Source organism: Pseudomonas sp. RP-B7, from assembly GCF_059803535.1.
This window is the reverse complement of record NZ_JAPFHC010000037.1, coordinates 1-25,551: the sequence shown is the minus strand read 5'-3', so window position 1 is coordinate 25,551 and position 25,551 is coordinate 1. Positions and strand designations below refer to the sequence as shown.

Here is a 25,551-nt window from a genome sequence, read left to right as displayed (position 1 = left end):
TCAGTCTCCAAGCGGCAGGCTGTCGGGGCCGCCGCGGTATTCGTCGAGGGCCAGCTTGATGCGGCGCAGGCGCTCGCGGTTGTCGTCCGGCTGGGCCAGTGCCAGCTCGGTGGCGAGCAGGTCGATGGCCAGCAGCATGCCGTAGCGCGCCGCCGTCGGTTTGTAGATAAAACTGGTCTCGGCCGGTTGCAGCGGCAGCAGGACATCCGCCAACTGCGCCAAGGGTGAGTCGGCCAAGGTGATGGCGATGACGCGTGCATCGTAATTGCGCGCCAGTGCCACCACGTCCAGCAGCTCAGGCGTGCGGCCGGTCAACGAACACACGATCAACACGTGATCCGAGCCCAGGGTCGCCGCCGTGACCCGCATCATCACCGGGTCATGGCAGGCGGCAATCGGATAGCCCAGGCGCACCAGGCGCACCTGCAATTCGTCGCTGCACAGGCTCGACGGGCCGCCCATGCCAAACGCGTGGACCATCCGTGCCTTGCCCAGCAGGCTGACCGCATCGGCAAACCCTGCCTGGTTGAACCCCGACAAGTGCTGGCGCAAGGTCGCCTCGATGTCGCCAAGAATCTGCCGATGAAACGCCGACTGCTCAGGCTTGCCCGCCGGGTCCAGAAAACGGCTGCCCACCCCACTGGCCTGGGCCAATTGCAGGCGCAGGTCACGCAAATCGCGACAGCCCACGCTGCGCGCAAACCGCGACAGTGTGGCTGTGCTGACCTCGGCCCGCTGGGACAACGCTTCCAGGCTGGCCGACGCGGCAAACCCCACGTCGTCGAGCAGCAGCCTGGCGATACGCCCTTCACCGGCGCTGAAGGAATCCTGGCGGGCACGGATCTGGTAGAGGATGTCCATGGAATCTCCGGGTTACAGAAGGCAGGACAGACCATAGGTGAGACCGAAGGCGACCACTGAAATCAAGGTCTCCAGCACGGTCCAGGTCTTGAAGGTCTGGATTACCGTCATATTGAAGTATTCCTTGATCAGCCAGAAGCCGCCGTCATTGACGTGGGAAAAGATCACCGAACCCGCACCAGTGGCCAACACCAGCAATTCCGGGTGTGGATAACCCAGACCCATGGCCACCGGCGCCACCACGCCGGAAGCGGTAGTCATGGCGACCGTCGCCGAGCCGGTGGCGATGCGCATCAACGCCGCGAACAGCCAGCCCATCACCAGCGGCGACAGCTGAAACGCGTGGGCCAGCCCCAGGATTTCATTGGTCACGCCCGCATCCACCAGGATGCGGTTCAAGCCGCCGCCCGCGCCCACCAGCAAGGTGATGCTCGCCGTCGGCGCCAGGCATTCATTGGTGAACTTGAGGATCGACTCGCGGTTAAACCCCTGGGCGATGCCCAAGGTCCAGAAACTCACCAAGGTCGCCAGCAGCAGCGCAATCACCGAGTTGCCGATAAACAGCAGGAACTGGTTGAAACCGCTGCCCGGCGTAGAGATCACGTTGGCCCAACCACCGATCATCATCAGCACCACCGGCAACAGGATCGTGCCCATGGTCAGCGCAAAACTGGGCAGGCGGGTACGCGGCTCGCGGTCGATGAACTGGCGTTCCAGCGGGTTTTGCGCCGGCAGGTGAATGCGCGGCACGATGAATTTGGCGTACACGGGGCCGGCGATGATCGCCGTGGGAATACCGATCAAAATCGCATACAGCACGGTCTGCCCCACCGACGCGTTATACGCCAGCACCGCCATCATCGCCGCCGGGTGCGGTGGCACCAAGGCATGCACCACCGACAAACCGGCGACCATCGGCAAACCGACCATCAGGATCGACACGCCCACACGTCGCGCCACGGTAAAGGCGATCGGCACCAGCAACACAAAACCGACCTCGAAAAACAGCGGCAGCCCTACCAGGAACGCGATGCAGACCATCGCCCAATGCGCGTTGCGCTCGCCGAACCGATTGATCAGGGTACGCGCCACCTGCTCGGCGCCGCCGGACTCGGCCATCATCTTGCCGAGCATGGTGCCCAGCGCCACGACCAGGGCGATATGCCCCAGGGTCTTGCCGACGCCCGCCTCATACGAACCCATGATGGTGTCCGCCGGCATCCCGGCCAGCAGCGCCAGGCCGATTGACACCAGGGTGATGACGATAAACGGGTTGAGTCGGTAGCGTGCAATCAGCACGATCAAAGCGATGATGGCGATGGCAGCGTATGCCAATAGCCCCAAGCCCGGTAATGCGGCCATGCGGTACTCCTCGGAAAGGGTCACGTCGAATAGGTTGTGAAAGTCATAAATCATTACCGATGAGTATTTTCAATTTTTATGAAAGTAATTTTCGCCCACAGACAAGCACTGTCGCCTGGGGATATGCCCGACAGCTGTGGATGAAAATTCGGGGGGTGTTCTTACATGAAGATCAGAGGATGTCGGAAACTCAAGCGTCGTCGTCGAGTCCTACAATGCGCAATCACTCACGCTCAGGAAACACGACCATGACTCGTACATCCCTAGCCACCGGCGCCCTGCTCCTCGTCCTGTGCGGCGCGGCCTCGGCTGCCGAAAACGCGGCGTTGCAAAAATGCATGGACGGCGCCAACACCACCGCCGACATGGTCAATTGCAACGCCAAGGAAACCAAGGTGCAGGACAAGCGCCTGAACGCGGCCTACAAGACCGCCCTCGCCGCCCAGGAAGGCGCACGCAAACAGCAACTGCAAGACGTGCAGCGCCTGTGGATAAAATACCGCGATGCCAATTGCGCCTTCGCCGGCTCAGCCACCGGAGGCAGCATCGATCAGGTCAACGGCTCCGGCTGCGTACTGGACATGACCCAGACCCGCGCCCAGGAACTGGAAAACCTGGTCGGACCATGACCCTGTAGGAATAAGCTCCCTCGCCACAAGGTTCCACCCTCAGTCGTGATGCACCTTGGCGCGCTTGAGCAGCTTCTTGCAGCGCTCCGACAAATGCAGCACCCGCAGGTGCTTGCCGGCCTTGGCATACCGCTCGCGCAAGGTCATCAGCGCGGCAATCGCTGAATAATCGACAAAGCTCAGGTGCCGGCAATCCAGCGTCACCTGCGCGGGGTCGCCCGCCGGGTCGAACTGGTTCAAGAACGGCGTGGTCGAGGCGAAGAACAAGGTGCCGTGCACCCGATAGAGCTTGCTGCCATCGGCCTCCAGATGCGTATCGGCGTACAACTCGCGGGCCTGTTGCCAGGCGAAGTTCAGCGCCGCAATCACGATCCCGCACAGCACGGCGGTGGCCAGGTCGGTGAACACGGTGATCACCGTCACTGCCAGGATCACCAGCACATCGTTGAGCGGCACCTTGTTGATCACCCGCAAGGACGCCCAGGCGAAGGTCTGCTGGGACACCACGAACATCACCCCGACCAGCGCCGCCAGCGGAATGCGCTCGATAAACGGCGACAGGAACAGGATAAACAACAGGATCATCACCCCGGCAAACACCCCGGAAAAACGCCCGCGCCCGCCGGAACTGAGGTTGATCACGGTTTGCCCGATCATCGCGCAACCCCCCATGCCGCCAAACACGCCCGAGACCATATTCGCCGCGCCCAGTGCCACGCTTTCGCGATCGGGGTAGCCACGGGTCTCGGTGATTTCGTCGGTGAGGTTAAGGGTGAGCAGGGTTTCCAGCAGGCCGACCATGGCCATCAGGAACGCGTACGGCGCGATGATGCCAAGGGTTTCCTGGGTCCAGGGGACCTGCGGCAGCGCAAACGTCGGCAGGCCGCCGGCGATGTGGGCCATATCGCCCAGGGTGCGGGTCGGCAGGCCAAGCAGGTACACCGCCAGGCCCACGCCGAGGATCGCCACCAGCGCCGGCGGCACTGCGCGGGTGATGCGCGGCAGCAGGTAGACGATGGCCATGGTCACCAGCACCAGGCCGATCATCACGTACAGCGGCATGCCGCTGAGCCAGTGTTCACCGCTCTTGAAATGCTCCAGTTGCGCTAATGCAATGATGATCGCCAGGCCGTTGACGAACCCCAGCATCACCGGGTGCGGCACCATGCGCACCAGCTTGCCCAGGCGCAACAGGCCAAAGGCGATCATGATCAACCCGCCCAGCAGCACCGTGGCCAGCAGGTACTCCACGCCGTGTTGCACCACCAGTGCGACGATCACCACCGCCATCGATCCTGCCGCACCCGAGACCATGCCGGGACGACCGCCGAACAGCGCCGTGAGCGTGCAGATGATAAAGGCGCCGTAGAGCCCCATCAGCGGGTTGAGATGGGCTACCAGGGCAAAGGCGATGCATTCGGGCAGCAGCGCGAAAGACGTGGTGAGGCCGGCCAGGGCATCGGCGCGCAGACGGGTGAGGTTCATGAAGTACCAGGGTATGGCGGGAATAAGGCGGGCGATGGTACGCAATTGCGGGGGGGTGGGGCTAGTCTGGCGGACCGTGTCGGGCCTTTCGCAGGCAAGCCAGCTCCCACACTTGACCGCGTTTGAACCTTGGAATGCCGTCAAGTGTGGGAGCGGGCTTGCCCGCGAAAGGCCGCACCGCGGTCCCAAGCCAACCGCTAGCAGGCATACCGCGCCAGCTTGGCCTGGATAAAGTCGAGGAAACACTGGATGCGCAGCGCCAACTGCGAGTTGCGATAGAACACTGCATGAATCGGCTGGCGATAGCCGCTGTTGAACGCCTCCAGCACCGGCACCAGGCGCCCGGCGTCGATGTCGGCGCTGGTCATGAAGTTCGACAGGCAGCAAATGCCCTGCCCTTCCAGCGCCAGCTGGCGCAGGGTCTCACCGCTGGACGCGGCAATGCCCGGCTGGATCAGCCAGCGGTCGCCTTCCACATGGCGCAGTGGCCAGTGGTTGAGGGTTTCAGTCTGGGTGAAGCCAAGCAAGGTGTGGTCGGCCAGCTCAGCTACCGTGGTCGGCGTGCCGAACTGCTCGATATAGGCAGGGCTGGCGAGGATATGCAGTGGCGTGCAGCCCAAGGCGCGGGCATGCAGGGTGGAGTCGGCCAGCGTACCGATGCGGATCGCGATGTCGGTGCTTTGCTCCAGCAGGTCGATGATCAAGTCATCGCTGTTCAGCTCCAGCTGGATCTGCGGGTACAGGCGGCGAAATTCGGCGATGTACGGCACGATCCCGTGCAGCATGAACGGCACGGCCGCATTGATACGCAGGCGCCCGGCCGGGTGCTTCTGGCGCGACGACAGGCGTTCTTCCAGCTCATCCATCTGCGCCAGGATCAGCTTGGCCTGCTCGAAGAAGTACTTGCCCTCTTCGGTCAGGTCCATGCGTCGCGTGGTGCGGTTGATCAGCGTGGTGTCGAGCTTGGCCTCCAGGCGCGACAAGGTGCGGCTGACCGCCGACGGCGTCTGCCCGACCTGCTCCGCCGCGGCGGAAATCGAGCCGCACTCAATCACGCTGACGAAGATTTGTAGCTCGTCGGATCGGGCTTTCACTGGCTGTCCTCGTAATCGGTTAGCCGCAGCTTACACCGAGAGCTTGAACACCTGCGCCAGATGCTGCTCGTAGCGCGCCACGTCGGCGTCGATGGCCGGGCGTTTCATCACGTCCACACAGAGGAAGGTCGGCAGGCCGGTCATGCCAAGGAATTGGTTGGCCTTGTGGAACGGGAAGTAGACCGCGTCCACGCCCTTGGCTTCGAAAAAGTCGTTCGGGTCGTCGAAGGCTTGCTGCGGTGCGTTCCAGGTCAGCGACAGCATGTATTGCTTGCCCTGGATCAGGCCGCCGCTGCCGTATTTCTGCGACGCATCGGAGCGGGTGCGGCCATCGCTGGCGTACAGGCTGCCGTGGCCTTCGGTGAAGACCTCGTCGATGTATTTCTTGACGATCCACGGTGCGCCCATCCACCAGCCGGGCATCTGGTAGATGATTACGTCGGCCCAGAGGAATTTCGCGACTTCTTCGGCCACGTCGTAGCCTTCATCGATATGGGTGACCTTGACGTCGATACCGCCACGGTCCAGCACGGCCACGGCGGCGTCATGCAGGGTGTTGTTGTAGCGGCCATCGGAGTGGGCGAACTTTTTGCCGCCGTTGAGCAGGAGTACTTTTTTCATGGGAGGGTCTCCAGAAGTTGAAATGTCTGGACGCAGACTATCGACCTCAGCCCCTCGGAATAAGCGGTGGCGCGGCAAAATACATTTGACTGCAATGCACGAATACCTGGCGATTGTTAACCGTTGATCAGCAGATGGCCGCCCAGCAGTACCATACCGATAAGAAACACACGCTTGAACAGCACCGCGCTGATGCGCTGACGCACCACTTGGCCCAACCCCATACCCAGCAGCGCGGGCACCAGCGCCAGCAGCGAGGCATTGATCTCGCCACCGCCGAGGCTGCCGCGCCAGGCCAGGCCGGCGGCCAACGCCAGGGTTGATACGCTGAACGACAGCCCCAGCGCCTGCACCAGTTGGTCGCGGCTCAAGCCCAGGGCTTGCAGGTACGGCACCGCCGGAATCACGAAGACGCCGGTGGCCGAGGTGATGATACCGGTGACCAGGCCACACACCGGGCCAAGCCAGCGTTCGGTTTCAGGCTTGACCTTCAATGTAGGCAGGCACAATCCGCTCAACGCATACACCAGCAGCGCGCCGCCCAAGGCGTGCACCACCCAGCCGCCGCCGTCCATGCCCAGCCACAACGTGCCGAGCCCGGTGCCGAGGAAGATCAGCAGCAACAGCGGCCACAGGCGTTTGAGCAGCGCACGCAGGTGGCCGCCGAATGCCAATTGCCAGAGGTTGGTAACGGTCGATGGAATGATCAGCAACGCCGCAGCCTGCGCCGGGAGCATAGCCAGGCCGAGCAGGCCCATGGCGACCGTGGGCAGGCCCAGGCCGATCACGCCCTTGACGGCGCCGGCCAGCAGGAAGGTGCCGAATACCAGCAGGGTCAGGGCGGGGCCGATGTCTTGGTAGAACGTGAGGACAGTAGTCATGGCCGGATTGTGGCGGGTTGAGGCGGGGTTGGAAATTCGCCATATACTGAGGCAGCCTCTTGTTTTGCGTGAGGCTGATGACGCTTTCGCGGGCAAGCCCGCTCCCACACTTGACTGAGTTCCAGCATGAGAATGGGGTCGAATGTGGGAGCGGGCTGGCCCGCGAAGAGGCCAGCCCAATCACTCGAGAACCCCCGCCATGCACTTTGACCTGATCGACATGCGCCTCTACCTGCACATCCTCGACACCGGCAATATCACCGCCGGCGCCGCCCGCAGCCATTTATCCCTGGCCGCTGCCAGTGCACGCATCCGGGCGATGGAAGCGTCACTGGGCATCGAGTTCCTCGAACGCGGCCGCCGTGGCGTCACCCCCACGCCCGCCGGCAAGGCTCTGGCCCGTCACGCGCGCCTGTTGCTGCAACAGGCCGAACACCTGCAACAGGACCTGGCGGAATACGCCAACGGCGTCAAAGGCCAGGTGCGCCTGCTGTGCAACACCACCGCCCTCAGCGAATACCTGCCGGAACTGCTGGCGGACTTTTTGCGTGAGCACCCCAACCTCGACATCGACCTTCAGGAATTACCCAGCCTGCGCATAACCCAGGCATTGCGCCAGGGTACGGCCGACCTCGGGATCATTTCCGACGCAGTGGACACCCACGGCTTACAGACCCTGGCGTTTCACGACGACCCGCTGGTGTTGATCATGCCGCTGGATCATCCGCTCGCCAGCCGGAACGTCAGCTTCATCGATAGCCTGCAACACGACTACGTGGGCCTCGCCGCCAACAGCGCGCTGGCGGTGTATCTGGAAGAACAGGCCTTGCACGCCGGGTTCCGCCTGCAAACGCGGATCCGCGCGGAAGGTTTTGATGGGGTTATCCGCATGGTCGCAGGCGGCGCCGGGCTCGCCATCGTGCCCCAGGCGGCCCTGGAGCGTTGGCCGAAGGAGCGCCGCTTCAAGGCTCAACCCTTGCGCGAAGAATGGGCCTGCCGACAGCTGCTGCTCAGCGCGCGCTCATTTGAACAGCTACCCGGTTACGCCAAAGCCTTGTTCGACGCCCTGAACCCTTCACACATTTTTTGACCGCGTTGATAACGCTCGGCGGTCACGCAGAGTAATATCTGCCCCCTCAGCAGTTCCAAGGGCAGGTGCGATGTGCACCACCTCGCGAAAAAAGTAGAAGGTAACGTGAATGGCGGATGACATGGTTAACCCGGTGGGCCTCAAGCGGGGCCTGAAGAACCGGCATATTCAGCTGATCGCCTTGGGAGGGGCGATTGGTACGGGGCTGTTCCTCGGTTCGGCGGGCGTGCTCAAGTCAGCGGGGCCGTCGATGATCCTGGGTTACGCGATCGCCGGTTTCATCGCATTCCTGATGATGCGCCAGCTTGGCGAAATGATCGTCGAAGAGCCGGTGGCCGGTTCCTTCAGCCACTTCGCCCACAAATACTGGGGCGGCTACGCGGGCTTTCTGGCGGGCTGGAACTACTGGGTGCTCTACGTACTGGTCGGCATGGCCGAACTGACGGCGGTGGGCAAGTACATCCAGTTCTGGTGGCCAGAGGTTCCGACCTGGGTCAGCGCGCTGGTGTTCTTTGCGGCCGTGAACCTGATCAATACCCTGAACGTGAAGTTCTTCGGTGAGGCCGAGTTCTGGTTTGCGATCATCAAGGTGGTGGCGATCATCGGCATGATCCTGCTCGGCTGCTACCTGCTGTTCAGCGGCCTTGGCGGCCCGCAAGCGTCCATCAGCAACCTGTGGGACCACGGCGGGTTCTTCCCGAATGGCGGCATGGGGCTGTTGATGTCGATGGCGTTCATCATGTTCTCGTTCGGTGGCCTGGAGCTGGTGGGCATCACCGCCGCCGAAGCCAGCGAGCCGCGCAAGGTGATCCCCAAGGCGATCAACCAGGTGGTGTACCGCATCCTGATTTTCTACGTCGGCGCCCTGACCGTGCTGCTGTCGCTGTACCCGTGGGACCAACTGTTGCAAACCCTCGGCGCGTCGGGCGATGCCTACAGTGGCAGCCCGTTTGTGCAGATCTTCTCGTTGATCGGTAATGACACCGCGGCACACATCCTCAACTTCGTGGTGCTGACCGCAGCGTTGTCGGTCTACAACAGCGGCGTGTACTGCAACAGCCGCATGCTGTTCGGCCTGGCCGAGCAAGGCGATGCGCCAAAAGCGCTGATGAAGCTGAACAAGCAAGGCGTGCCGCTACGCGCCCTGGCGGTCTCGGCGTTGGTGACGATGCTGTGCGTGGTGGTCAACTACGTGGCACCGCACAGCGCGCTGGAACTGCTGTTTGCACTGGTGGTTGCCTCGCTGATGATCAACTGGGCACTGATCAGCCTCACCCACATCAAGTTCCGCAAGGCCATGGGCGAGCAAGGCGTGACCCCATCGTTCAAGACCTTCTGGTTCCCGTACACCAACTACCTGTGCCTGGCATTCATGGTGGTGATCATCAGCGTGATGCTGGCGATCCCGGGGATTCGCAATTCGGTGTTTGCAATGCCGGTGTGGGTGGGGGTGATCTACATTGCCTATCGCTTGCGGATGAAAAACACGAAAGTCGCTGTGGCGCAGTAATCCGTGTGGGAGCGGGCTTGCTCGCGAATGCAGTCGGCCAGTTACGGCTGAGTTGACTGGCCCACCGCATTCGCGAGCAAGCCCGCTCCCACAGTAAACAAAAGCGTGTCAGAGGAATCGGACTCTGCTGCGCTTCTGGGCATCCCGATGTCGAGTTCAGACCACTGGCGCAACGCCCGAGGCCGTAGGGTTCATCTTTGAATTCCCTGCCTCGGAGACATCATGTCCAAGCCCATCACCGTACTGCGCGACACTCACCCCCTGCCGGTCCTGGACGCGTGCAAATGGGAAAAGCTCGAAGGCGACCCGCACACCGTCAACCTCAACGCCTATACCAGCGAAGACGGCAGCAAGATCATGGGCACCTGGATCTGCACACCGGGCAAGTGGTATGTGGACTACGTGAAGTGGGAATACTGCCACTTCCAGGAAGGCTACTGCATCATCACCCCAGACGGCCTGGAGCCGATTCACTTGCGTGCCGGGGACATCTTTGTGGTGGAACGTGGGATGAAAGGCACCTGGGAAGTGGTCGAGACCGTGCGTAAGTACTTCGTGTTCGCCTGACCTGCTGCTGAAGCCAAAACCGCTGTCGTGAGCAGGCTTGCCCCGCTCACGACAGGTTGACCTTATTCGGGTTTGCGGTAGCTGTTGATGATTGCCGAGAAGTCCTTGCCCCCCTCCCCACGCTGACTCATCGATTGGTACAACTGCTGCGCCACCGCGCCGAGGATCACAGGTTGGTGCGCCTGGCGTGCCGCTTCAGTCGCCAGCCCCAGATCCTTGAGCATCAGGTCGGCACCAAACCCGCCGGTATAGCCACGGGACGACGGCGCCGTTTCGATCACCCCCGGCCACGGGTTGTAGGTATCGGAACTCCAGCAGCGCCCGGTCGAGCTGTTGATGATTCCCGCCAGCACCTGGGTATCGATGCCCAGCGCATCCCCCAGCGCCATGGCTTCGCTGACGCCGACCATGCTGATGCCCAGCAGCAGGTTGTTGCAGATCTTGGCGATTTGCCCGGTACCCACGTCGCCGCAGTGCACGATGTTGCGGCCCATCTGCGCCAGCACCGGTTGCAGGGTGGCGAACAGTTCTGCGGTGGCGCCGACCATAAAGGTCAACGTCCCGGCCTGGGCGCCGCCGGTGCCGCCGGACACCGGTGCATCCGCCATCACCACGCCTTGCTTGGCGGCAGCCGCGGCTACGTCACGCGCGGTTTGCGGGTCGATGGTGCTGCAATCCACCGCCGGTACGCCTTTGCCGATGCCGGCGAGTACGCCGTCTTCATTCAGCCAGACGCTGCGCACATGGGCCGCGGCCGGCAGCATGGTGATCACCAGTTCGGCGCCGTTGGCCGCGTCACGCGGTGAGGCGCTGATAGTGCCGCCCAGCTCGGCCAGCTCCTTGAGGACCGTCTGGTTCAAGTCGAACAGGTTCAGCGCGTGGCCGGCCTTGATCAGGTTGCGGGCCATGGGCGCGCCCATGTTGCCCAGGCCGATAAATGCAATCTTCATGCTCGTCTCCCGGAATCAGCGCAGGTTGATGGTGGTGTTGACGCCATCGTTGACCGTGTCGTCGTCGAACCAGCGGCTGGTGACGGTCTTGGTCTGGGTGTAGAACTGCACCACTTGCTTGCCGTACGGGCCGAGGTCGCCAAGTTTGGAGCCACGGGAACCGGTGAAGCTGAAGAACGGCACCGGCACCGGGATCGGAATGTTGATGCCGACCTGGCCTACATCGATTTCGCTCTGGAACTTACGCGCCGCCGCTCCACTTTGAGTGAACAGGCCTGTGCCATTGCCAAACGGGTTGGCGTTGACCAGTGCGATGGCCTCATCGAGAGTCGCAACTTCGATCACCACCAGCACCGGGCCGAAGATTTCCTGGGTGTAGATCTGCATGTCGGTGGTCACGCCGGAGAACAGGGTCGGGCCGACAAAGTTGCCTTGCTCGTAGCCCGGCACCTGGATGTCACGGCCGTCCAGCTCCAGCTTGGCGCCTTCCTTCACACCGCTTTCGATCAGTTCCAGGATGCGCGCCTTGGCACGCTTGGAAATCACCGGGCCGACGTCGGTGCCGGCTTCACTGCCGGCGTTGACCTTGAGTTGCTGCGCCAGCGCCTTGAGGTCCGGCAGCCATTGCTTGGACGCCCCCACCAGCACCACCACCGAGGTGGCCATGCAGCGCTGGCCTGCTGCGCCGAAACCGGCACCGACCAGGGCGTTGAGGGTGTGCTCGCGGTTGGCATCCGGCAGCACCACGGCGTGGTTCTTGGCGCCCATCATCGACTGCACGCGTTTGCCGTGCTTGCCCGCCAAGTCGTACACATGGGTGCCGACTGCGGTCGAGCCGACGAAGGACACGGCCTTGATGTCTTTGTGGGTGCACAGCGCATCCACCACGTCCTTGCCGCCGTGCACCACGTTGAGCACGCCCGCCGGCACACCGGCTTCCAGCGCCAGTTCTACCAGCAGCATCGTCGACAGCGGGTCCTGCTCGGACGGTTTGAGGACGAATGTGTTACCGCAGGCAATTGCCATCGGGAACATCCACAGCGGAATCATCGCCGGGAAGTTGAACGGGGTGATGCCGGCGCACACGCCGATCGGTTGACGCAGGGTGTAGGTGTCGACGCCACCGGCGACGTTCTCGGCGAATTCGCCCATCTGCAGGGTGCCGATGGAACAGGCGTGTTCCACCACTTCCAGGCCGCGGAAAATATCGCCTTCGGCATCGGCAATGGTCTTGCCCTGCTCGGCGCTGAGGACCACGGCGATGCGCTTGGAATGTTCGCGGATCAACGCTTGCAGCTTGAGCATGATGCGCATGCGCGCGCCGATCGGCGTCAGCTTCCAGGTCTGGAAGGCGCGGTGGGCGGCGTCGATGGCGGCATTGACTTCATCGGCCGTGGCGAACGGGACTTTGGCCAGCACTTGCTGGGTGGCCGGGTTGACGATGTCTTGCCAGTGGGTGGTCTTGGACTCGACCCATTCACCATTGATCAGCAATTTGACCTGTTGTACGGAGATATCGGCAGAAGCGTTCATGGGGTCTCCAATCTTGTAGTTATGCAGAGACAAGGCGCGTGAATCGCCTTGGGAATGAGGCGTTCGGACTGTTTTTGGAGTATAGATGTGCAAATCTCTAATAAGAACGCACATAAAAGCCGGACCAATATGCAAAAAAACATCACGTCACTGGGCGCCCTGAACTGGGATGACCTGAAGTTTTTCCTCGAAGTGGCCCGCACCCGCAAAGCCAGCGTCGCCGCCAAGCGCCTGGCGGTGGACTACACCACGGTGTCGCGGCGCATCAGTTCGCTGGAGGTGTCACTCGGCACCCTGCTGTTCGAAAAGTCCCGCACCAACGGCTTCGTCCTCACCCCCGAAGGCCAGCGTTTGCTGGGCTATGCAGAATCGATCGAAAGCACCCTGCACATGGCCTGCGAGCAGGTTTCCGGCTCTGGCGTGGCGCTGTCCGGGCATGTGCGCATGGGCTGTACCGAAGGGTTCGGCAGCTTTTTCGTCACGCCGCAATTGAGCCACTTCGTCGATACGTATCCGGCAATTTCGGTGGACATCCTGCCCCTGCCCCACTTCATCAGCCTGTCCAAGCGCGAAGCCGACATCGTCATCGCCCTGGAACGCCCGGAACACGGGCCTTATGTGTGCTGCAAGCTGTGCGACTACAAACTGCAGTTGTACGCGACCCAGGAATACCTCGACCAACACCCGCCGATCCGACGCCCGACGGATCTGGCCGAGCATCCGTTCATCAGTTACGTGGATGACTTGGCGTTCAGCTCCGAATTGTTGTACCTGGCAAACGTGGTGCCCGGCGCCAGCGCCAGCTTGCGCAGCACCAGCGTGATTGCGCAGTACGTGGCAGCGCAGCAGGGGCGGTCGATGGCGATCCTGCCGTGTTTCCTGGCGGCGCAGGACCCGCGCTTATTGCCGGTGCTGGGAGAGGAGATCGCGATTACGCGGCAGTTCTGGATGTATTGCCGCGAGGACTTGAGGAAGTTGAAGCGGATTACGTTGTTGTGGGACTACATCCGGGAAGTGACGGAGCAGAACCAGGGGTTGTTGATGGGGGAGACACGAGAGATGGGGTTTAAAGCACACCCCAAATAGAGTGTGGGAGCTGGCTTGCCTGCGATTGCGGTTGATCAGTCGGCACTTCACGGCTGATAGACCGCTATCGCAGGCAAGCCAGCTCCCACAGTTGATTGTGTTTCAATTTGAAAATAGGTGAGTCGACTCAGTCGGCGATCACCACGAGCGACACCCGCCGGTTCTCCGTACGCCCTGCCACCGTGGTATTCGGCGCTACAGGTTCGCTGCTGCCCAGCCCGCGCAACTGGATGTTTTCTTCCTTCATCCCCACGCCGGTCAGCACCTTGGCCACGCTTTTCGCGCGACGCAGCGACAGTTGCTGGTTGTAGGTTTCCTTGCCCGAGGCGTCGGTGTGGCCGTCGACACGCACCCGTTCGATACCCACGCCGAGCAGGGCCTTGCCAATGCGTTCGACGATTTCGGTACTGGGCGGGTTCAGGCTTTCGACATCGCTGCCAAACAGCACTTTGCCAGACAGGCCAAAGGCCCAGCCGTCGTCGGTGAGTTCAAAGCCTTGTTGCTTGAGCACGGCAATCTGCGCCGGGGTCAGGCCTTTGGGTGGGGCCGTCTGGCAGCCGCCGAGGGCGAGCAGCGCCACCAGGAGGGTGATAAACATAAAGCGCGCGGTCGAGAACAAGGGGTCAACTCCTGTGTTGAACGTTGACGACGGAGGCTTCCGATTCCGCCGTTTGCTGGCCGCCCGAAGACGAGCGTTTGGCCTGGTACATCGCCGCATCGGCGGCATTGAGCAGGGTGCCGGGGGTGGCACCATGATCGGGGTAGAGGGCGATGCCGATACTGAGGGAGGTAAACACCTGGGCCTCTCCCGGCACAGAGATGGGCAGGTCCATGCTGGCGATGATGTTGTCGGCGATACGCTGGGCATCTTCCAGTTTGTGCAGGGGCGCCAGCAGGATCGCGAATTCGTCACCGCCCAGGCGTGCCACCAGGTCATCCTCACGCAGCTGCGCACGCACACGGTCGGCGACGGCCACCAGCACCGCATCACCGGCGGCGTGGCCGAAGCTGTCGTTGATTTCCTTGAAGCGGTCGCTGTCGAGGTACAGCACCGCCAGTTGTTCCTTGGCCTTGGCGGCACTGCGCAGGGCGCGGATCAAGCGGCCTTCGAAGAACGCGCGGTTGGGCAGGCCGGTCAGGCTGTCGTGGTTGGCCAGGTGCACGAGGGTTTCGTTCTCGCTTTGCAGGTGGTTCTGCCAGGCTTGCATCTCACCGAGCAAGGCGTTGAAGTCGCTGCCCAGGCTGTCGAGCTCGGCAATCCGCGCCGGCGGCACGCGGCGGTCGAAATCCCGCTCGCTACGGGCAGCGTGGGCCACGGCGGCGAGGCTTTGCAACGGCCCGGTGATGCCGCGCAACAGGCGCTGGGCCAGGTGCAGGGCGACCCAGGCGCTGAGGGCGGTGCAGATCAGAATCCCGGCCAGGCCGCTGAGCAAGAAGCGCAGCAGGCTGCCGCCGTGGCCGGTCAGGTGGATGCTGCCGATGATGCGCCCTTGGTGCAGGATCGGCTGGCTGATGGGTTGTTCAAGCAGGGTATGCGCCAGCGCCAGCTCTACCCGCGAAAGCATGCCGGTGTCCGGACGCACCCATTGCGCCAGCAACTTGCCGTTGGCATCGAAGACTTCGGCCTGGGCCACTTCTTCGGTGGAGGCAATCAGACTGAGGGCCTCGGTGGCCGCCGCGCTGTCGTTGAACACCACCGCCGCTTCCACGGTGTAATTGATCGAACGCGCGATCAGGTGCAGGTTGTGTTCGGCATAGACACGCAGCGCCAGCACGCCGAGCAGGGTCAAGGACACACTCGCCAGAATCACCGCCACCAGCGCCAGGATCATGTGCCCACGGCCGATGACCGAACGTAGGGTCGGGCGTTCTTTCAGCGCGGTCATGGCTCTGGCGCCCTGCGTCGGGACAGTTGCAGCACACTCGGGTGAATGCGCACGCCGCTGCGCGCCACCGAGTCGAGATTGACTTCGAACGACACCTGCTCATCCCCTACCCGCAGGCAGAACAGACTGCCGACGGTGCACTGGTCGCCACCTTCACTGATGCTCAGCACCGGGTGGCCGATCAGCGAGGCAAACAACTTGCTGCGTTCATCAGCGCTGAGTTTGCCGATGTATACGGCGTTACAGGTATTGACGATGTCGGGGTGATCGGCCAGCAAGCGCTGGACCAACACCGGACGGCCGGTGGCCTGGGTGGTACCTTTGATCAGGTCGTCGGTGTACTGGGTGGGCCCGACGATGCACAGCCGCAGCTGCGCAGGTTCCACCGGCCAACGGGCGTAGCTGAGGATACCGAGTACCACCTGGGTGACGGCCTGGGCGCGATGATCCGCCGGGCTGGGCGCCTGGGCAAACACGCGGGGAGCGAGCATGCACAGAACCGCCGTCAGCAGCATGTGTCTCCAGCTCAAACGACGCTCTGTAGGCGAGACAGCCACGTTCATGCAGCGTTTCTCTCAGGACTTGTCACAATGATGCCGCAACGATAGCACAGCGACGGAAACCCCCGCGATATAGCGCCATAAATGACCTATCAGTCAGGTTTTTGCGCCACATGCCCCAACTCCAGCATCAGCCCGCTCAAGCGCTTGACCTTACGCCGCACGGCCTCTTCAAATACCCCGCCACGGGGTTCGATCAGGCTGAACCAGCGCTTGGCCCGGGTGATGCCGGTGTAGATCAGTTCTTTGGTCAGCACCGGGTTCAACGCATCCGGCAGGATCAGCGCGGTGTGGGTAAATTCCGAGCCCTGGGATTTGTGCACGGTCATGGCGTACACGGTTTCCACATCGTTCAGACGACTGGGCAGAACAAACCGTACACCACCCTGGCCATCGTTACGTGGGAAAGCGACGCGTAGCACCTGGGGCCCGCCGTCACTTTCGGGCAGCTTGAGGGCGATGCCAATGTCGCCGTTCATCAGGCCCAGGCCGTAATCGTTGCGAGTCATCAATACCGGGCGGCCTTCGTACCATTGCTCGTCGCCGTCGATCAGCCGCGCTTTGCGCAAGGCGGCGGTGATGCGCAGGTTCAGCCCTTCTACACCCCACGGGCCTTTGCGCACGGCACAGAGCAGTTGGAAGGCGTCGAAAGCCTGCAATAACTGTTGTGCCCAGTCGATCCAGGCATTGTCTTCGCGCGGGGTGTCGAGGGTGGGACGCGCACTGCGCAGCAGGTCGAGGTAGTAGCGATAACCTCTGGCGCCGTCACTGCCCTGCCCGTCCAGGACCAAGCGTTCCAGGGCATGGTCGTGTTCCCCTTTGAGCCTTACGCAAGCCAGGTCGGCGTGGCTGCCGGTATTCAACAGGTCACGGGCTTGCTCGGGGTTTTGCTGGTTGACCCAGCGGGCGAGCTGACCGATGCCGCTGCCTTCGCCGAAACGCCGCGAGTAGCGCAGCATCACCACTTGCTGGGCCAGGGGATGGCTGGCGTCGCGGTCTTCCTCCAGGCCGCTGGCGCTGAGGTCTTCGCCACTGACCGCTTGCAGCCATTGGCGGGTGTCGGCGCTGTACCAGCCGGCTTCGGCGTCGCGGCACAAGTCGCCAAGCACGGCGCCCGCTTCCACCGAGGCGAGTTGGTCCTTGTCGCCCAGCAGCACCAGCCGTGCATGGGGCGGCAAGGCGTCCAGCAGGTTGGCCATCATTTCCAGGTCGATCATCGAGGCTTCGTCCACCACCAGCACATCCAGCGGCAAGGGGTTGCCCAGGTGATGACGGAAATGGCGCGTCCCCGGGCGGCTGCCCAGCAAGCGATGAACCGTGGTGACCTGGGTCGGGATTTTTTCGCGCACGTCGTCAGGCACGGTCAGCGACTGGACTTGCTGGCTGATGGATTCGGTGAGACGCGCCGCCGCTTTGCCGGTGGGCGCGGCCAGGCGAATGCGCAACGGGCTGCCGGCTTCTACCGCCGGCGCTTGCAGCAGTGCGAGCAGGCGCACCACGGTGGTGGTCTTGCCGGTGCCGGGGCCGCCGGTGACGATGCTGAATGCACCGCGCGTAGCCAAGGCACAGGCGAGTTTTTGCCAGTCGATCACGCCGTCCGGTGGCGGCTGGTCGAACAGGCCATTGAGACGCTGGGGCAAGTCGGCAGCGACGCTTTCCTGGGTGGCGAGGCGGCGACGCAAGGCGCTGTCGATGCGCCGCTCGTAAGTCCAGTAACGACGCAGGTACAGGCGCGTGCCGGCCAATACCAGCGGGCGGCTTTGCGCGGCCTCACTGGCGTCGACGGCCTGGGCCACCAGGCGACTGGCAGCCAGCGCCTGGCACCAGTGGCCACCGTCGAGGCCGTCGAGCAGTTGCGACGGCAGCAACATCGCACCGGTCTGCAGGTCGCCTTCGGGCGGCAAGGACAGCGCGAAGTCCGGCGCCTTGAGGGTTTCGAACAGGTCCAGGCAGACGTGACCGTGGCCCAGTTGGTGGCTGGTCAATGCAGCGGCCAGCAGCACCAGCGGGTCGGCCTGGGGATCGAGTTCGTGCAGGAAGCCGACGAAGGCTTTGTCCAGGGCGCGCAGCCAGCCGCGGTCAACCCAGCGCTCCAGCAGTTGCACGAGGTCGGCGGCGCGGCTGAGGGGGTCCAACGCCTCCAACGGCAATGGCGACAGGCTCATAGCAGAACTCCTTGTTCCCAGGCGGGCTCAACCTTGGGTGGGATGGGCTTGCCCTGAAACAACAGGTCCAGGCTTTCAATCAGTTCGCGCGGCGGGCGGGTGAAATACGCGCCACGGCTGGCGGCTTGAACGCCGCGCAGGAACACGTAGAGCGCACCGCCGACGTGGCGGTCGTAGTCATAATCGGGCAGGCGTGCCTTGAGCTGGCGGTGCAGGGCCAGTAGGTAAAGCACGTATTGCAGGTCATACCGATGCTCGAGGATCGACTGCTCCATGGCTTCCAGCGTGTAGGCCGAATCGTCGGGGCCGAGCCAGTTGGATTTGTAGTCGGCCACGTAATAGCGGCCGTCGTGTTCAAAGGTCAGGTCGATAAAGCCCTTGAACATGCCGTTGAGCAGCACCGGTTCGGCGGCGACCCGGGACACTCCGTTGTGGGTGGCCTGGCACACCAGCTTGTCGAGGGCGAGCACGTCGACTTTGTGGCTGGCGAACCAGAACTCCATTTCGATCTGGTATTGCTGCAGGTTGCTGAGTGCGACCTGATCGTTATCCACCGGCAGCGGGGTGTGCAGCAACTGGCCCAGCCAGGCGCTGAGGGTGGTGATCCAGCCTTCCCAATTGCGTCGGTTGCAGCGCGCACCAACGGCTTGTTCGATGGCCTGCGGGGTGACGTTGAAACCATCTTCGCCCGCCCACTCCAACAGGCCGTGGAGAAAAGTCCCCGGATTCGGACCGCGTGGGAAACGGTGAATGTCACCGCCGGACGCCGCCACTTCGCGCGGCGCATCCGGGTCGAGGCGCTCGTCATCGAACAGCTTTTGCGCCTGCGGGCTTTCCGGGGCTTCAAGGGTGGCCACACTCATGCTGTCGCCAATGCGCAGGGCGCTGTAGGACGCGATCCACCAGTTCTCTGCCGCTTTGCGTTTGGGCAGCAATGGTGCAAGCAAGGTGGCTTCGTTGCGCGGTGGGTGGAAGAGGATGTCTTGCGCGTCGGGCACGTGGCCGTAGTGAACGGCGGGGCAGCCTTCCTGCAAGTCCAGCAACCAGCGCGCCAGGGCAGCGGACTCACCCAGCGCGGCACCGGCGCCGAGCAAGTAGCCCAGCGCCGAGAGATGTAACACCGAGCTGCTGCTGTTGCCGCGCTTGAGGTCGGCGATACCGAGCCAACAGGCGTGCTTGGCGCGAGTCAGGGCTACGTAGAACAGGCGCAGGTCCTCGGCCAGGCGCTCATCGTCGGCCTGGGTGATGAGCTCGGCGGTCGGGCGCAGGCTAACTTGGGGTTTACCCTTTTCATCGTGGTAGTGCAGCGGCAAGCGCGTGCCGTCCACCGGTTTGGCCGAGCAGATGAACGGCAGGAAGACCAGGTCGTACTCCAGGCCCTTGGACTTGTGAATCGTCACCACTTTGACCAGTTGCTCATCGCTTTCCAGGCGCAGGATCTGCTCTTCCCCGGCTTGCCCCGACAATGCCAGGTGTTCGGCCAGATGGCGGATCAACGCCTGTTCGCCGTCCAGTTCCGAGGCGGCTTGTTGCAGCAGTTCACTGAGGTGCAGCAGATTGGTCAGCACCCGTTCGCCGTCGCTACGGGCGATCAGGGTTTGCGGCAATTTGAAGTCATGCAGCAAGCGCCGCAGCATCGGCAGCACGCCTTGGGTACGCCAGATCGCGCGGTAGCCACGGAACTGCATGACGCGGGTTTCCCACGCCAGTTCGTCCTGGTTCAGACGCTCCAGTTCCGGCAGTGACAGGTTCAAGGTGACGCAAGCCAGGGCAGCGCGCAGCGGGCGCTCGACGTCCGGCTCGGCGCAGGCCTTGAGCCAGGCCAGCAGGTCATGGGCTTCCTGGGCGGCGAAGACCGAGTCCTTGTCCGACAGGTACACGCTGCGTACGCCACGGGCGGCCAGTTCGGCGCGCACGGCTTGGGCTTCCTTGCCATCACGCACGAGGATGGCGATGTCTGACGGCAGCACCCCGTTGAAACTACCATCTGGCTGTAGGAAACCTGCTGTGCCCTGCTGCCCGCCGTTGAGCAGTTCAGCAATCTGCGTGGCACAGGCGCCTGCCAGTTGATGGCGATAGGCCACAGTGGAAATCGGTTGGTCGGTGGGCAGGTGCCACAGGTTCATCGCCGGCAGCGTCTGGCCATTGACCTGCAACAGCTCCTTGCGGCCTTGGGACAAGACCGGCTGGAACGGCACCGGGTTTTCACCGTCCGGCTTGCGGAAGAGAAACGCGCCACGGCCGCTTTCGGCACGTTGGAACACGTGGTTGACCGCCTCGACCATCGCGTGGCTGGAGCGGAAGTTGGTGCCCAGGGTGTGATGGCGCCCGGTAGTGGCCTCGCGTGCGCGCAGGTAAGTATAGATGTCGGCGCCGCGGAAGGCGTAGATCGCCTGTTTGGGGTCGCCGATCAGGAACAGGCCGCTGTCGAGGTGGTTTTCTTCGATGCGGTAAATGCTGTCGAAGATGCTGTATTGCACCGGGTCGGTGTCCTGGAATTCGTCGATCAGCGCGACCGGGAACTGCTCGCGGATCACACTGGCCAGGCGCTCGCCGCCGTCGGCCTGGAGCGCGGTGTTGAGGCGCGTGAGCATGTCGTCGAAGCCCATTTCGGCGCGGCGACGCTTTTCTTCTTCGAAGCGTTTGCCAACCCAACCGGCGGCATGTTGCAGCACCGCGGCATCGGGGGTTGGCAGCGCGTCGAGGGCGGCCTTGAGGTCGGCCATGGCCTCGATGCCAGGGTGCTGCGGCGGCTCGCCCTTCCAGGCTTCGGCCATGCCGTCGGGGCTCAGGCGCGTGAAGCCGGTGCCGATGTCGAGTTGTTCGAGGGTTTCGTCAGCGGCCCAGGCGCTGATCTTTTCGAACCAGGGCTCGAAGTACCGCGCCTGCATCTTGCGGCCGTCGACGGCTTTGGCGGCCACGGCTTGCAGGCAGATGTCACGCAGTTCGATGGCCCATTGCTGCCACGGTGCCTTGAGCTCGATCAGTGCTTCGCGGCGTTCCTGCAGGCAGGCGTTGATCAGTTCGGCAGGGTCGCGGCTTTCACCGCTGGGGCGTTCGCTGCCAAACAATGCGCGCACCCGCGGCATCAGCGCGGCGGGGCCACCCCAGTGGGTGCGGACCCAGTTGAGCGCATCGTCGTGCATCGGGTAGCAGAACAGTCGCCAGTAATCGCGCAGGACTTCGCCAAGCAAGTCGCTGTGGTCGGTTTCCAGGGTTTGAGTGAACAGGCTGCCGCTGTCGAACGCGTGCTCGCGCAGCATGCGCTGGCACCAACTGTGGATCGTCGAAACTGCGGCTTCGTCCATCCATTGCGCGGCGATGTCCAGGCGGTTGGCGCAGGCGGGCCACTGTTCGGGCAGGTATTGGTTGCGCAGGTCGGCGATCAGCGCATCGGGTTGCTGGATTTCGTCGCGAAAGTAGCGCGCGGCTTCGGCCAGGCGGATGCGGATACGCTCGCGCAGCTCCTTGGTGGCGGCGTCGGTAAAGGTTACGACGAGGATTTGCGGTGGCAGCAGTTCGCGGCCAAACCCGGACTCTTCGCCACCGTGCCCCAGTACAAGACGCAGGTATAAGGCAGAAATGGTGAAGGTCTTGCCGGTGCCGGCGCTGGCCTCGATCAGTTGGCTGCCTTTGAGCGGAAAGGCCAGGGCCAAGGGTTTGCTGCTCATGCGCTGGCCTCCTCGCTGGTCAGTGATCGCCATGCTGCGTTCATCAGCGGGCGATACAGGGTTTCGCAGCAGCCTTCGAATTCGGCGCTGGCGATGAGTGTCGCGTAGTCGGGGAATTGGCGGGTAAGCGCAGGGCTTTCGCGGCGCTCGCCGTCGGTGTTCACGCCGTCACCTTCGTAGGCTTTGCTGGCTGCGGCGTCGGCTTTGGCCGGGTCGGTTTGGCCGAGCCAGGCGAAGGCGGTCTTGACGGCCACGGGGAGCGGCTGTTGCATCCCGCGATGCCAGGCCTGGAGCAGCTTGCGCAGGATGTCCTGGGCGGTGGATTTCTCCAGAGGGGCCAGCAGCAGGGTGTCGTCGCTGGCGACCAGGCCGGTACTTAACGAAAGGCCACAGGCGCACGCGACCACGTGGTTGACCCAGGGGCGGATCAGCCGATGCCACTTGCGAGTCTTGATCGAACCGATGCTGTTGGGAATAGTGGTCACGCTAAGCAATCCGCCATCACTGCGCCGGTGCAGGCCGCTGATCCAGCCTTCCAGCTGAATGCCTTGATGCTCAAAACTGATCGGTTCAGCACCGGTGTGTGGCGTGGGCCAGAGAGCCAGCAGTTGTTGGTAACGTTGCAGCAGGTCGGGCAACGGCTCGATCAATTCATTGCGCAGGCATTCGCCAAAACCGACCATGGGCAGCAGGCCACTCCCTTGCAGGCGCAGGGCTTGGGCGTTGAGGGCCTGGTCAGGATGATCGGGCTCGGCCAGTGCCGCGTTTAACAAACTGTCGCTGAGGCTGTAGCGTTGCAGGGCGTCGAGAACGAAGGGTTCTTCATCGGCCAGAGGCACTTCAGCGGCCTCGAAGAACACTTTCAGACGCTGGCTGAAGAAATGTTTGACCGGGTTGCGCAGGAAGTCTTGTAACTGGCCGAGACTCAGAGGTTCTTCCTGGTGATGCTCCGGCAATTGCTCTGCTTTGGCTTCGACATCAGATGCTTCGTGCAGCAGCTGCCATTCGCGAGCGTAGCTGAACAGCGCATCGCCTTCGTGGAAGTAGCGGGCGCTGAAGGGTTGCAGCGGGTGTTCCTGGGTCATTGCCTCAAGCAGCGGTTCGGCGCTGTGGGCGTGGTGCCAGCCGCTGGCGAGGTGGTCGCGCAACTGGCCGATCAGCACCGAGGCCGGGCGCTCGCTGTTGTCGCGGATGCTGCGGCCGACCCAACTGATGTAAAGCTGGTCGCGCGCCGAGAGCAGGGCTTCGAGCAGCAGGTAACGGTCGTCTTCGCGGCGTGAACGATCGCCGGGACGGTAGTCGCTGCCCATCAGGTCAAAGTCCAGCGGCGGCTGGGCGCGCGGGTAGTCGCCATCGTTCATGCCGAGCAGGCAGACAAGTTTGAATGGGATCGCTCGCATGGGCATCAGTGTACAAAAATTGACAGCTCCAGCGAGGAAGCGTTGGGACAGGCGGCCTTGGTCCAAGCCAGCCAGCCAAGCCTCACGGACTACGGTGAGCGGTAACTCGTCCTGTAGGCCTACGGACTCGCAGGTTTCCATCCAGGTTTCGCGCAGCTGTTCGAGTTGGCCCAGCAAGTAGTCGTCGTGCTCGCTGCTAGGCAGGAAGAACAGTTGCATCAGGCGTTGCAGGCGCTCGCCCCAGACCTGGGGAGTTGCCGACTCGGACAGGGTTTTATGCGCGTCATTGAGGGCGTCGAGCAAGGCGACCAATGGGCCGATGAGGGCGGCATCCAGGCCGCCGATTTCGTCGTAGGGTTCGATGCCTTCGCAGGACGCGCCGCTGCCTACGGCGTAACCAAGCAACATCCGACGTAGGCCGAATCGCCAGCTGTTTTGTTCCAGTTCTTGTGGCAGCCCCAGCCCTGCGCGTTGCTGCGCATCAAGCCCCCAACGAATTCCGGCGCCTTCGATCCAGCGGTGCAGCGTGGGTAGGTCGCGCTCCTTGATGGCGAAGCGTTCGCGCAGGGCGGGCACATCGAGCAGGTCGAGGATTTCGCTGACAGGGAAGCGGCTGTCGGGGAGTTTGAGCAGGTGTTCGACGGCGATCAGCAAGGGATCGCGGCCGCGTTGGCCCTGGTCTGTCAGGGTGAAGGGGATGAAGCGTGGGTCGTTGCGTTCCAGCTGGCCGAACACGGCGCGGATGTGCGGCGCATAGCTGTCGACGTCGGGGACCATGACGATGATGTCTCGCGGGCGCAATGCGGCGTCGGCGCTGAAGCGTTGGAGCAGTTGGTCGTGGAGGATCTCCACTTCGCGCTGGGCACTGTGGGCGACGTGGAAGCGGATTGAGGTGTCACGCTCCAGGTCGACAGCGGGCCAGCGTTCGCGGGTTTCGTTGAGTGGGCGCAGTTCGAGGATGTCGTCCTGGAGCTGGTTGAGCAGCGTGGTGGGTTCGCTGTCGCTGAACAGGTCGATGCGACCGTCGCGGAATGCGGCGCGGTAGCTGTTGGGATCGTCATAGCTGTCGAGCAGGCTGATGTAGTCGCGGCCTTGCTTGCCCCAAGCGGCGAGCAGCGGGTGGGCGTGCTGGTGCAGGGTTTGCGGGTCGATGGTGAGCGGCATGCCGGCTTTGCGTGCTTGGCGCTTGTATTCGTTACGCAGCAAGTCTTTGTCGGCAACGATGTCGGACCAGTGGTGACGGCAAGGGTTGTGCACACAGAGCAGGACTTGGCTGAAACGCGCGAGGCCGGCGAGTGCTTCCAGTGCTTGGGCGGGCAGCGATGAAATCCCAAACACGATCACCCGCGAAGGTAGGCCTGGGGGGGCCGTTTCAAGGGTATTGATGCGCTCGATGAAACGCTGGTGAACGCCGGCACGGCTTTCGGCCATGCCCTCTGCGCCGACATCCAGCAATAGCGCACGCCATAGTTCGGCTTGCCAGCAGTTGGCAGGGTCGAGGGGTTTTGACTCGCCTCGGCCGTTGCGTAATTGGTGGCTGCCTGCGGCCCAGTCCTCAAGCCAGTCGGCGCGGTAAACCTGATATTGGTCGAACAGGTCGGCCAGGCGCTCGGCGAGTTGGTAGCGTTTGCGTAGGTCGGTGTCGTGGGTGAGGAAGCGTTGCAGCGGCTCGAAGTAGGGTTGATCGATGAGTTCCGGGAGCAGGCGCATGAGGCGCCAGGTCAGTGGGGCTTTGTCGAGCAGAGACTTGAGCGGGATTTCGTCACGGCCGAGGACCATGCGGTAGAGCTGCCACATGAAACTGCCGGGGAGTTGCACGTCAATTGCTGCGGCAATACCACAACCGCCCATGTCGTCATCTTCCGGGTCTTCGGCCAAGGCCAACTTGAGCCATTGGGCGATACCGTTGCTTTGTACCAAGGCGATCTCGTTTTCAAGCGGCGCCAGGGGATAGCGACGCATCCAGCTGACGACCAGGCTACGCAGTTCATCCAGGCGGTTGCCATGAACCACCATGAATCCAGCACTGAGAGACGTCGCATCCGGCATAACGGCTTCCTTGGGAAAAGCAAAATCGAGGCGTGGACTTTAGCATTGAAGGCCATTGCAATGGCCCTCTTCGCACTTTTCGACCGCCCAAAACAAAACCCCTGTTTGCGTTAGCAAACAGGGGTTTTGGAATTTAATCTTGACGATGACC

The 25,551-nt window shown here is 62.9% G+C and carries 19 protein-coding genes; 5 read left to right on the top strand and 14 right to left on the bottom strand.

The annotated features are described in order from the left end of the window. Together OPU96_RS25060 and OPU96_RS25055 are read right to left on the bottom strand one after the other, a co-directional pair. Positions 1–861 (bottom strand): MurR/RpiR family transcriptional regulator, encoded by an 861-nt coding sequence (locus OPU96_RS25060; protein ID WP_498559897.1) that lies wholly within the window; start codon positions 859–861, stop codon positions 1–3. Between the two features lie 12 nt (positions 862–873). Continuing rightward, on the bottom strand, positions 874–2,277 hold the full coding sequence (locus tag OPU96_RS25055; protein ID WP_192300617.1) for a GntT/GntP/DsdX family permease: 1,404 nt from the start codon (positions 2,275–2,277) through the stop codon (positions 874–876). A gap of 194 nt (positions 2,278–2,471) precedes the next feature. Between OPU96_RS25055 and OPU96_RS25050 the strand changes: the two genes are divergently transcribed. Further along, positions 2,472–2,852 carry a lysozyme inhibitor LprI family protein gene (locus OPU96_RS25050; protein ID WP_192300618.1) on the top strand — a complete coding sequence of 127 codons (381 nt, stop codon included), beginning with the start codon at positions 2,472–2,474 and terminating at the stop codon, positions 2,850–2,852. Between the two features lie 39 nt (positions 2,853–2,891). On the opposite strand, the gene OPU96_RS25045 is transcribed toward OPU96_RS25050, so the two are convergent. The 4 genes from OPU96_RS25045 to OPU96_RS25030 form a co-directional block, all read right to left on the bottom strand. Then, positions 2,892–4,337 (bottom strand): SulP family inorganic anion transporter, encoded by a 1,446-nt coding sequence (locus OPU96_RS25045; protein ID WP_498559896.1) that lies wholly within the window; start codon positions 4,335–4,337, stop codon positions 2,892–2,894. A 197-nt stretch (positions 4,338–4,534) separates the two neighbouring features. After that, positions 4,535–5,431: a LysR family transcriptional regulator gene (locus OPU96_RS25040; protein WP_305391517.1), complete on the bottom strand. Its 897-nt coding sequence runs from the start codon at positions 5,429–5,431 to the stop codon at positions 4,535–4,537. Positions 5,432–5,461: 30 nt separating this feature from the next. After that, positions 5,462–6,052 (bottom strand): NADPH:quinone oxidoreductase MdaB, encoded by a 591-nt coding sequence (gene mdaB / locus OPU96_RS25035; RefSeq protein ID WP_498559895.1) that lies wholly within the window; start codon positions 6,050–6,052, stop codon positions 5,462–5,464. Positions 6,053–6,168: 116 nt separating this feature from the next. Continuing rightward, positions 6,169–6,933 carry a sulfite exporter TauE/SafE family protein gene (locus OPU96_RS25030; protein ID WP_498559894.1) on the bottom strand — a complete coding sequence of 255 codons (765 nt, stop codon included), beginning with the start codon at positions 6,931–6,933 and terminating at the stop codon, positions 6,169–6,171. Between the two features lie 199 nt (positions 6,934–7,132). Here OPU96_RS25030 and OPU96_RS25025 point away from each other — a divergent pair, with 199 nt between their 5' ends. The 3 genes from OPU96_RS25025 (at position 7,133) to OPU96_RS25015 (ending at position 10,100) form a co-directional block, all read left to right on the top strand. Then, positions 7,133–8,023: a LysR family transcriptional regulator gene (locus OPU96_RS25025; protein WP_498559893.1), complete on the top strand. Its 891-nt coding sequence runs from the start codon at positions 7,133–7,135 to the stop codon at positions 8,021–8,023. Positions 8,024–8,132: 109 nt separating this feature from the next. After that, positions 8,133–9,533 (top strand): amino acid permease, encoded by a 1,401-nt coding sequence (locus OPU96_RS25020; RefSeq protein ID WP_192300624.1) that lies wholly within the window; start codon positions 8,133–8,135, stop codon positions 9,531–9,533. Between the two features lie 222 nt (positions 9,534–9,755). Next, complete coding sequence (locus tag OPU96_RS25015) at positions 9,756–10,100, top strand: cupin domain-containing protein (RefSeq protein WP_498559892.1); 345 nt, start codon at positions 9,756–9,758, stop codon at positions 10,098–10,100. Between the two features lie 62 nt (positions 10,101–10,162). Here OPU96_RS25015 and mmsB read toward each other — a convergent pair whose 3' ends face one another. Continuing rightward, on the bottom strand, positions 10,163–11,050 hold the full coding sequence (gene mmsB / locus OPU96_RS25010; protein WP_226457247.1) for a 3-hydroxyisobutyrate dehydrogenase: 888 nt from the start codon (positions 11,048–11,050) through the stop codon (positions 10,163–10,165). 15 nt (positions 11,051–11,065) lie between these two features. Beyond that, on the bottom strand, positions 11,066–12,583 hold the full coding sequence (locus OPU96_RS25005) for a CoA-acylating methylmalonate-semialdehyde dehydrogenase (protein WP_226457246.1): 1,518 nt from the start codon (positions 12,581–12,583) through the stop codon (positions 11,066–11,068). 129 nt (positions 12,584–12,712) lie between these two features. Between OPU96_RS25005 and OPU96_RS25000 the strand changes: the two genes are divergently transcribed. Beyond that, positions 12,713–13,669 carry a LysR family transcriptional regulator gene (locus tag OPU96_RS25000; protein WP_226457245.1) on the top strand — a complete coding sequence of 319 codons (957 nt, stop codon included), beginning with the start codon at positions 12,713–12,715 and terminating at the stop codon, positions 13,667–13,669. Between the two features lie 127 nt (positions 13,670–13,796). Here OPU96_RS25000 and yfiB read toward each other — a convergent pair whose 3' ends face one another. The 6 genes from yfiB to recC form a co-directional block, all read right to left on the bottom strand. Then, positions 13,797–14,288 (bottom strand): outer membrane lipoprotein YfiB, encoded by a 492-nt coding sequence (gene yfiB / locus OPU96_RS24995; RefSeq protein ID WP_498559891.1) that lies wholly within the window; start codon positions 14,286–14,288, stop codon positions 13,797–13,799. A gap of 4 nt (positions 14,289–14,292) precedes the next feature. Next, positions 14,293–15,555 carry a diguanylate cyclase DgcN/YfiN gene (gene dgcN / locus OPU96_RS24990; protein ID WP_498559890.1) on the bottom strand — a complete coding sequence of 421 codons (1,263 nt, stop codon included), beginning with the start codon at positions 15,553–15,555 and terminating at the stop codon, positions 14,293–14,295. Further along, positions 15,552–16,118, bottom strand: coding sequence for a regulatory sequestration protein YfiR (yfiR, locus tag OPU96_RS24985; RefSeq protein WP_305391521.1), 567 nt, complete (start codon positions 16,116–16,118; stop codon positions 15,552–15,554). Before yfiR ends, dgcN begins: the two co-directional genes overlap by 4 nt. 89 nt (positions 16,119–16,207) lie before the next feature. Further along, positions 16,208–18,280, bottom strand: coding sequence for an exodeoxyribonuclease V subunit alpha (recD, locus tag OPU96_RS24980; protein WP_498559889.1), 2,073 nt, complete (start codon positions 18,278–18,280; stop codon positions 16,208–16,210). Beyond that, a complete protein-coding gene (recB, locus tag OPU96_RS24975) occupies positions 18,277–21,951 on the bottom strand; it encodes an exodeoxyribonuclease V subunit beta (protein WP_498559888.1) in 3,675 nt (1,224 codons plus the stop codon). Before recB ends, recD begins: the two co-directional genes overlap by 4 nt. Further along, the gene (gene recC, locus OPU96_RS24970; protein WP_498559887.1) at positions 21,948–25,400 is read right to left on the bottom strand and encodes an exodeoxyribonuclease V subunit gamma; all 3,453 of its coding nucleotides are present in this window, start codon (positions 25,398–25,400) and stop codon (positions 21,948–21,950) included. Before recC ends, recB begins: the two co-directional genes overlap by 4 nt. Between the last annotated feature and the right edge of the window lie 151 nt (positions 25,401–25,551).

Bases quoted from the DNA above. Each gene is read 5' to 3' on its own strand.
- OPU96_RS25060 (WP_498559897.1), bottom strand. From the start codon at position 861: ATGGACATCCTCTACCAGATCCGTGCCCGCCAGGATTCCTTCAGCGCC.
- OPU96_RS25055 (WP_192300617.1), bottom strand. From the start codon at position 2,277: ATGATTTATGACTTTCACAACCTATTCGACGTGACCCTTTCCGAGGAG.
- OPU96_RS25050 (WP_192300618.1), top strand. From the start codon at position 2,472: ATGACTCGTACATCCCTAGCCACCGGCGCCCTGCTCCTCGTCCTGTGC.
- OPU96_RS25045 (WP_498559896.1), bottom strand. From the start codon at position 4,337: ATGAACCTCACCCGTCTGCGCGCCGATGCCCTGGCCGGCCTCACCACG.
- mdaB (WP_498559895.1), bottom strand. From the start codon at position 6,052: ATGAAAAAAGTACTCCTGCTCAACGGCGGCAAAAAGTTCGCCCACTCC.
- OPU96_RS25030 (WP_498559894.1), bottom strand. From the start codon at position 6,933: ATGACTACTGTCCTCACGTTCTACCAAGACATCGGCCCCGCCCTGACC.
- OPU96_RS25025 (WP_498559893.1), top strand. From the start codon at position 7,133: ATGCACTTTGACCTGATCGACATGCGCCTCTACCTGCACATCCTCGAC.
- OPU96_RS25020 (WP_192300624.1), top strand. From the start codon at position 8,133: ATGGCGGATGACATGGTTAACCCGGTGGGCCTCAAGCGGGGCCTGAAG.
- OPU96_RS25015 (WP_498559892.1), top strand. From the start codon at position 9,756: ATGTCCAAGCCCATCACCGTACTGCGCGACACTCACCCCCTGCCGGTC.
- mmsB (WP_226457247.1), bottom strand. From the start codon at position 11,050: ATGAAGATTGCATTTATCGGCCTGGGCAACATGGGCGCGCCCATGGCC.
- OPU96_RS25005 (WP_226457246.1), bottom strand. From the start codon at position 12,583: ATGAACGCTTCTGCCGATATCTCCGTACAACAGGTCAAATTGCTGATC.
- OPU96_RS25000 (WP_226457245.1), top strand. From the start codon at position 12,713: ATGCAAAAAAACATCACGTCACTGGGCGCCCTGAACTGGGATGACCTG.
- dgcN (WP_498559890.1), bottom strand. From the start codon at position 15,555: ATGACCGCGCTGAAAGAACGCCCGACCCTACGTTCGGTCATCGGCCGT.
- yfiR (WP_305391521.1), bottom strand. From the start codon at position 16,118: ATGAACGTGGCTGTCTCGCCTACAGAGCGTCGTTTGAGCTGGAGACAC.
- recD (WP_498559889.1), bottom strand. From the start codon at position 18,280: ATGAGCCTGTCGCCATTGCCGTTGGAGGCGTTGGACCCCCTCAGCCGC.
- recB (WP_498559888.1), bottom strand. From the start codon at position 21,951: ATGAGCAGCAAACCCTTGGCCCTGGCCTTTCCGCTCAAAGGCAGCCAA.
- recC (WP_498559887.1), bottom strand. From the start codon at position 25,400: ATGCCGGATGCGACGTCTCTCAGTGCTGGATTCATGGTGGTTCATGGC.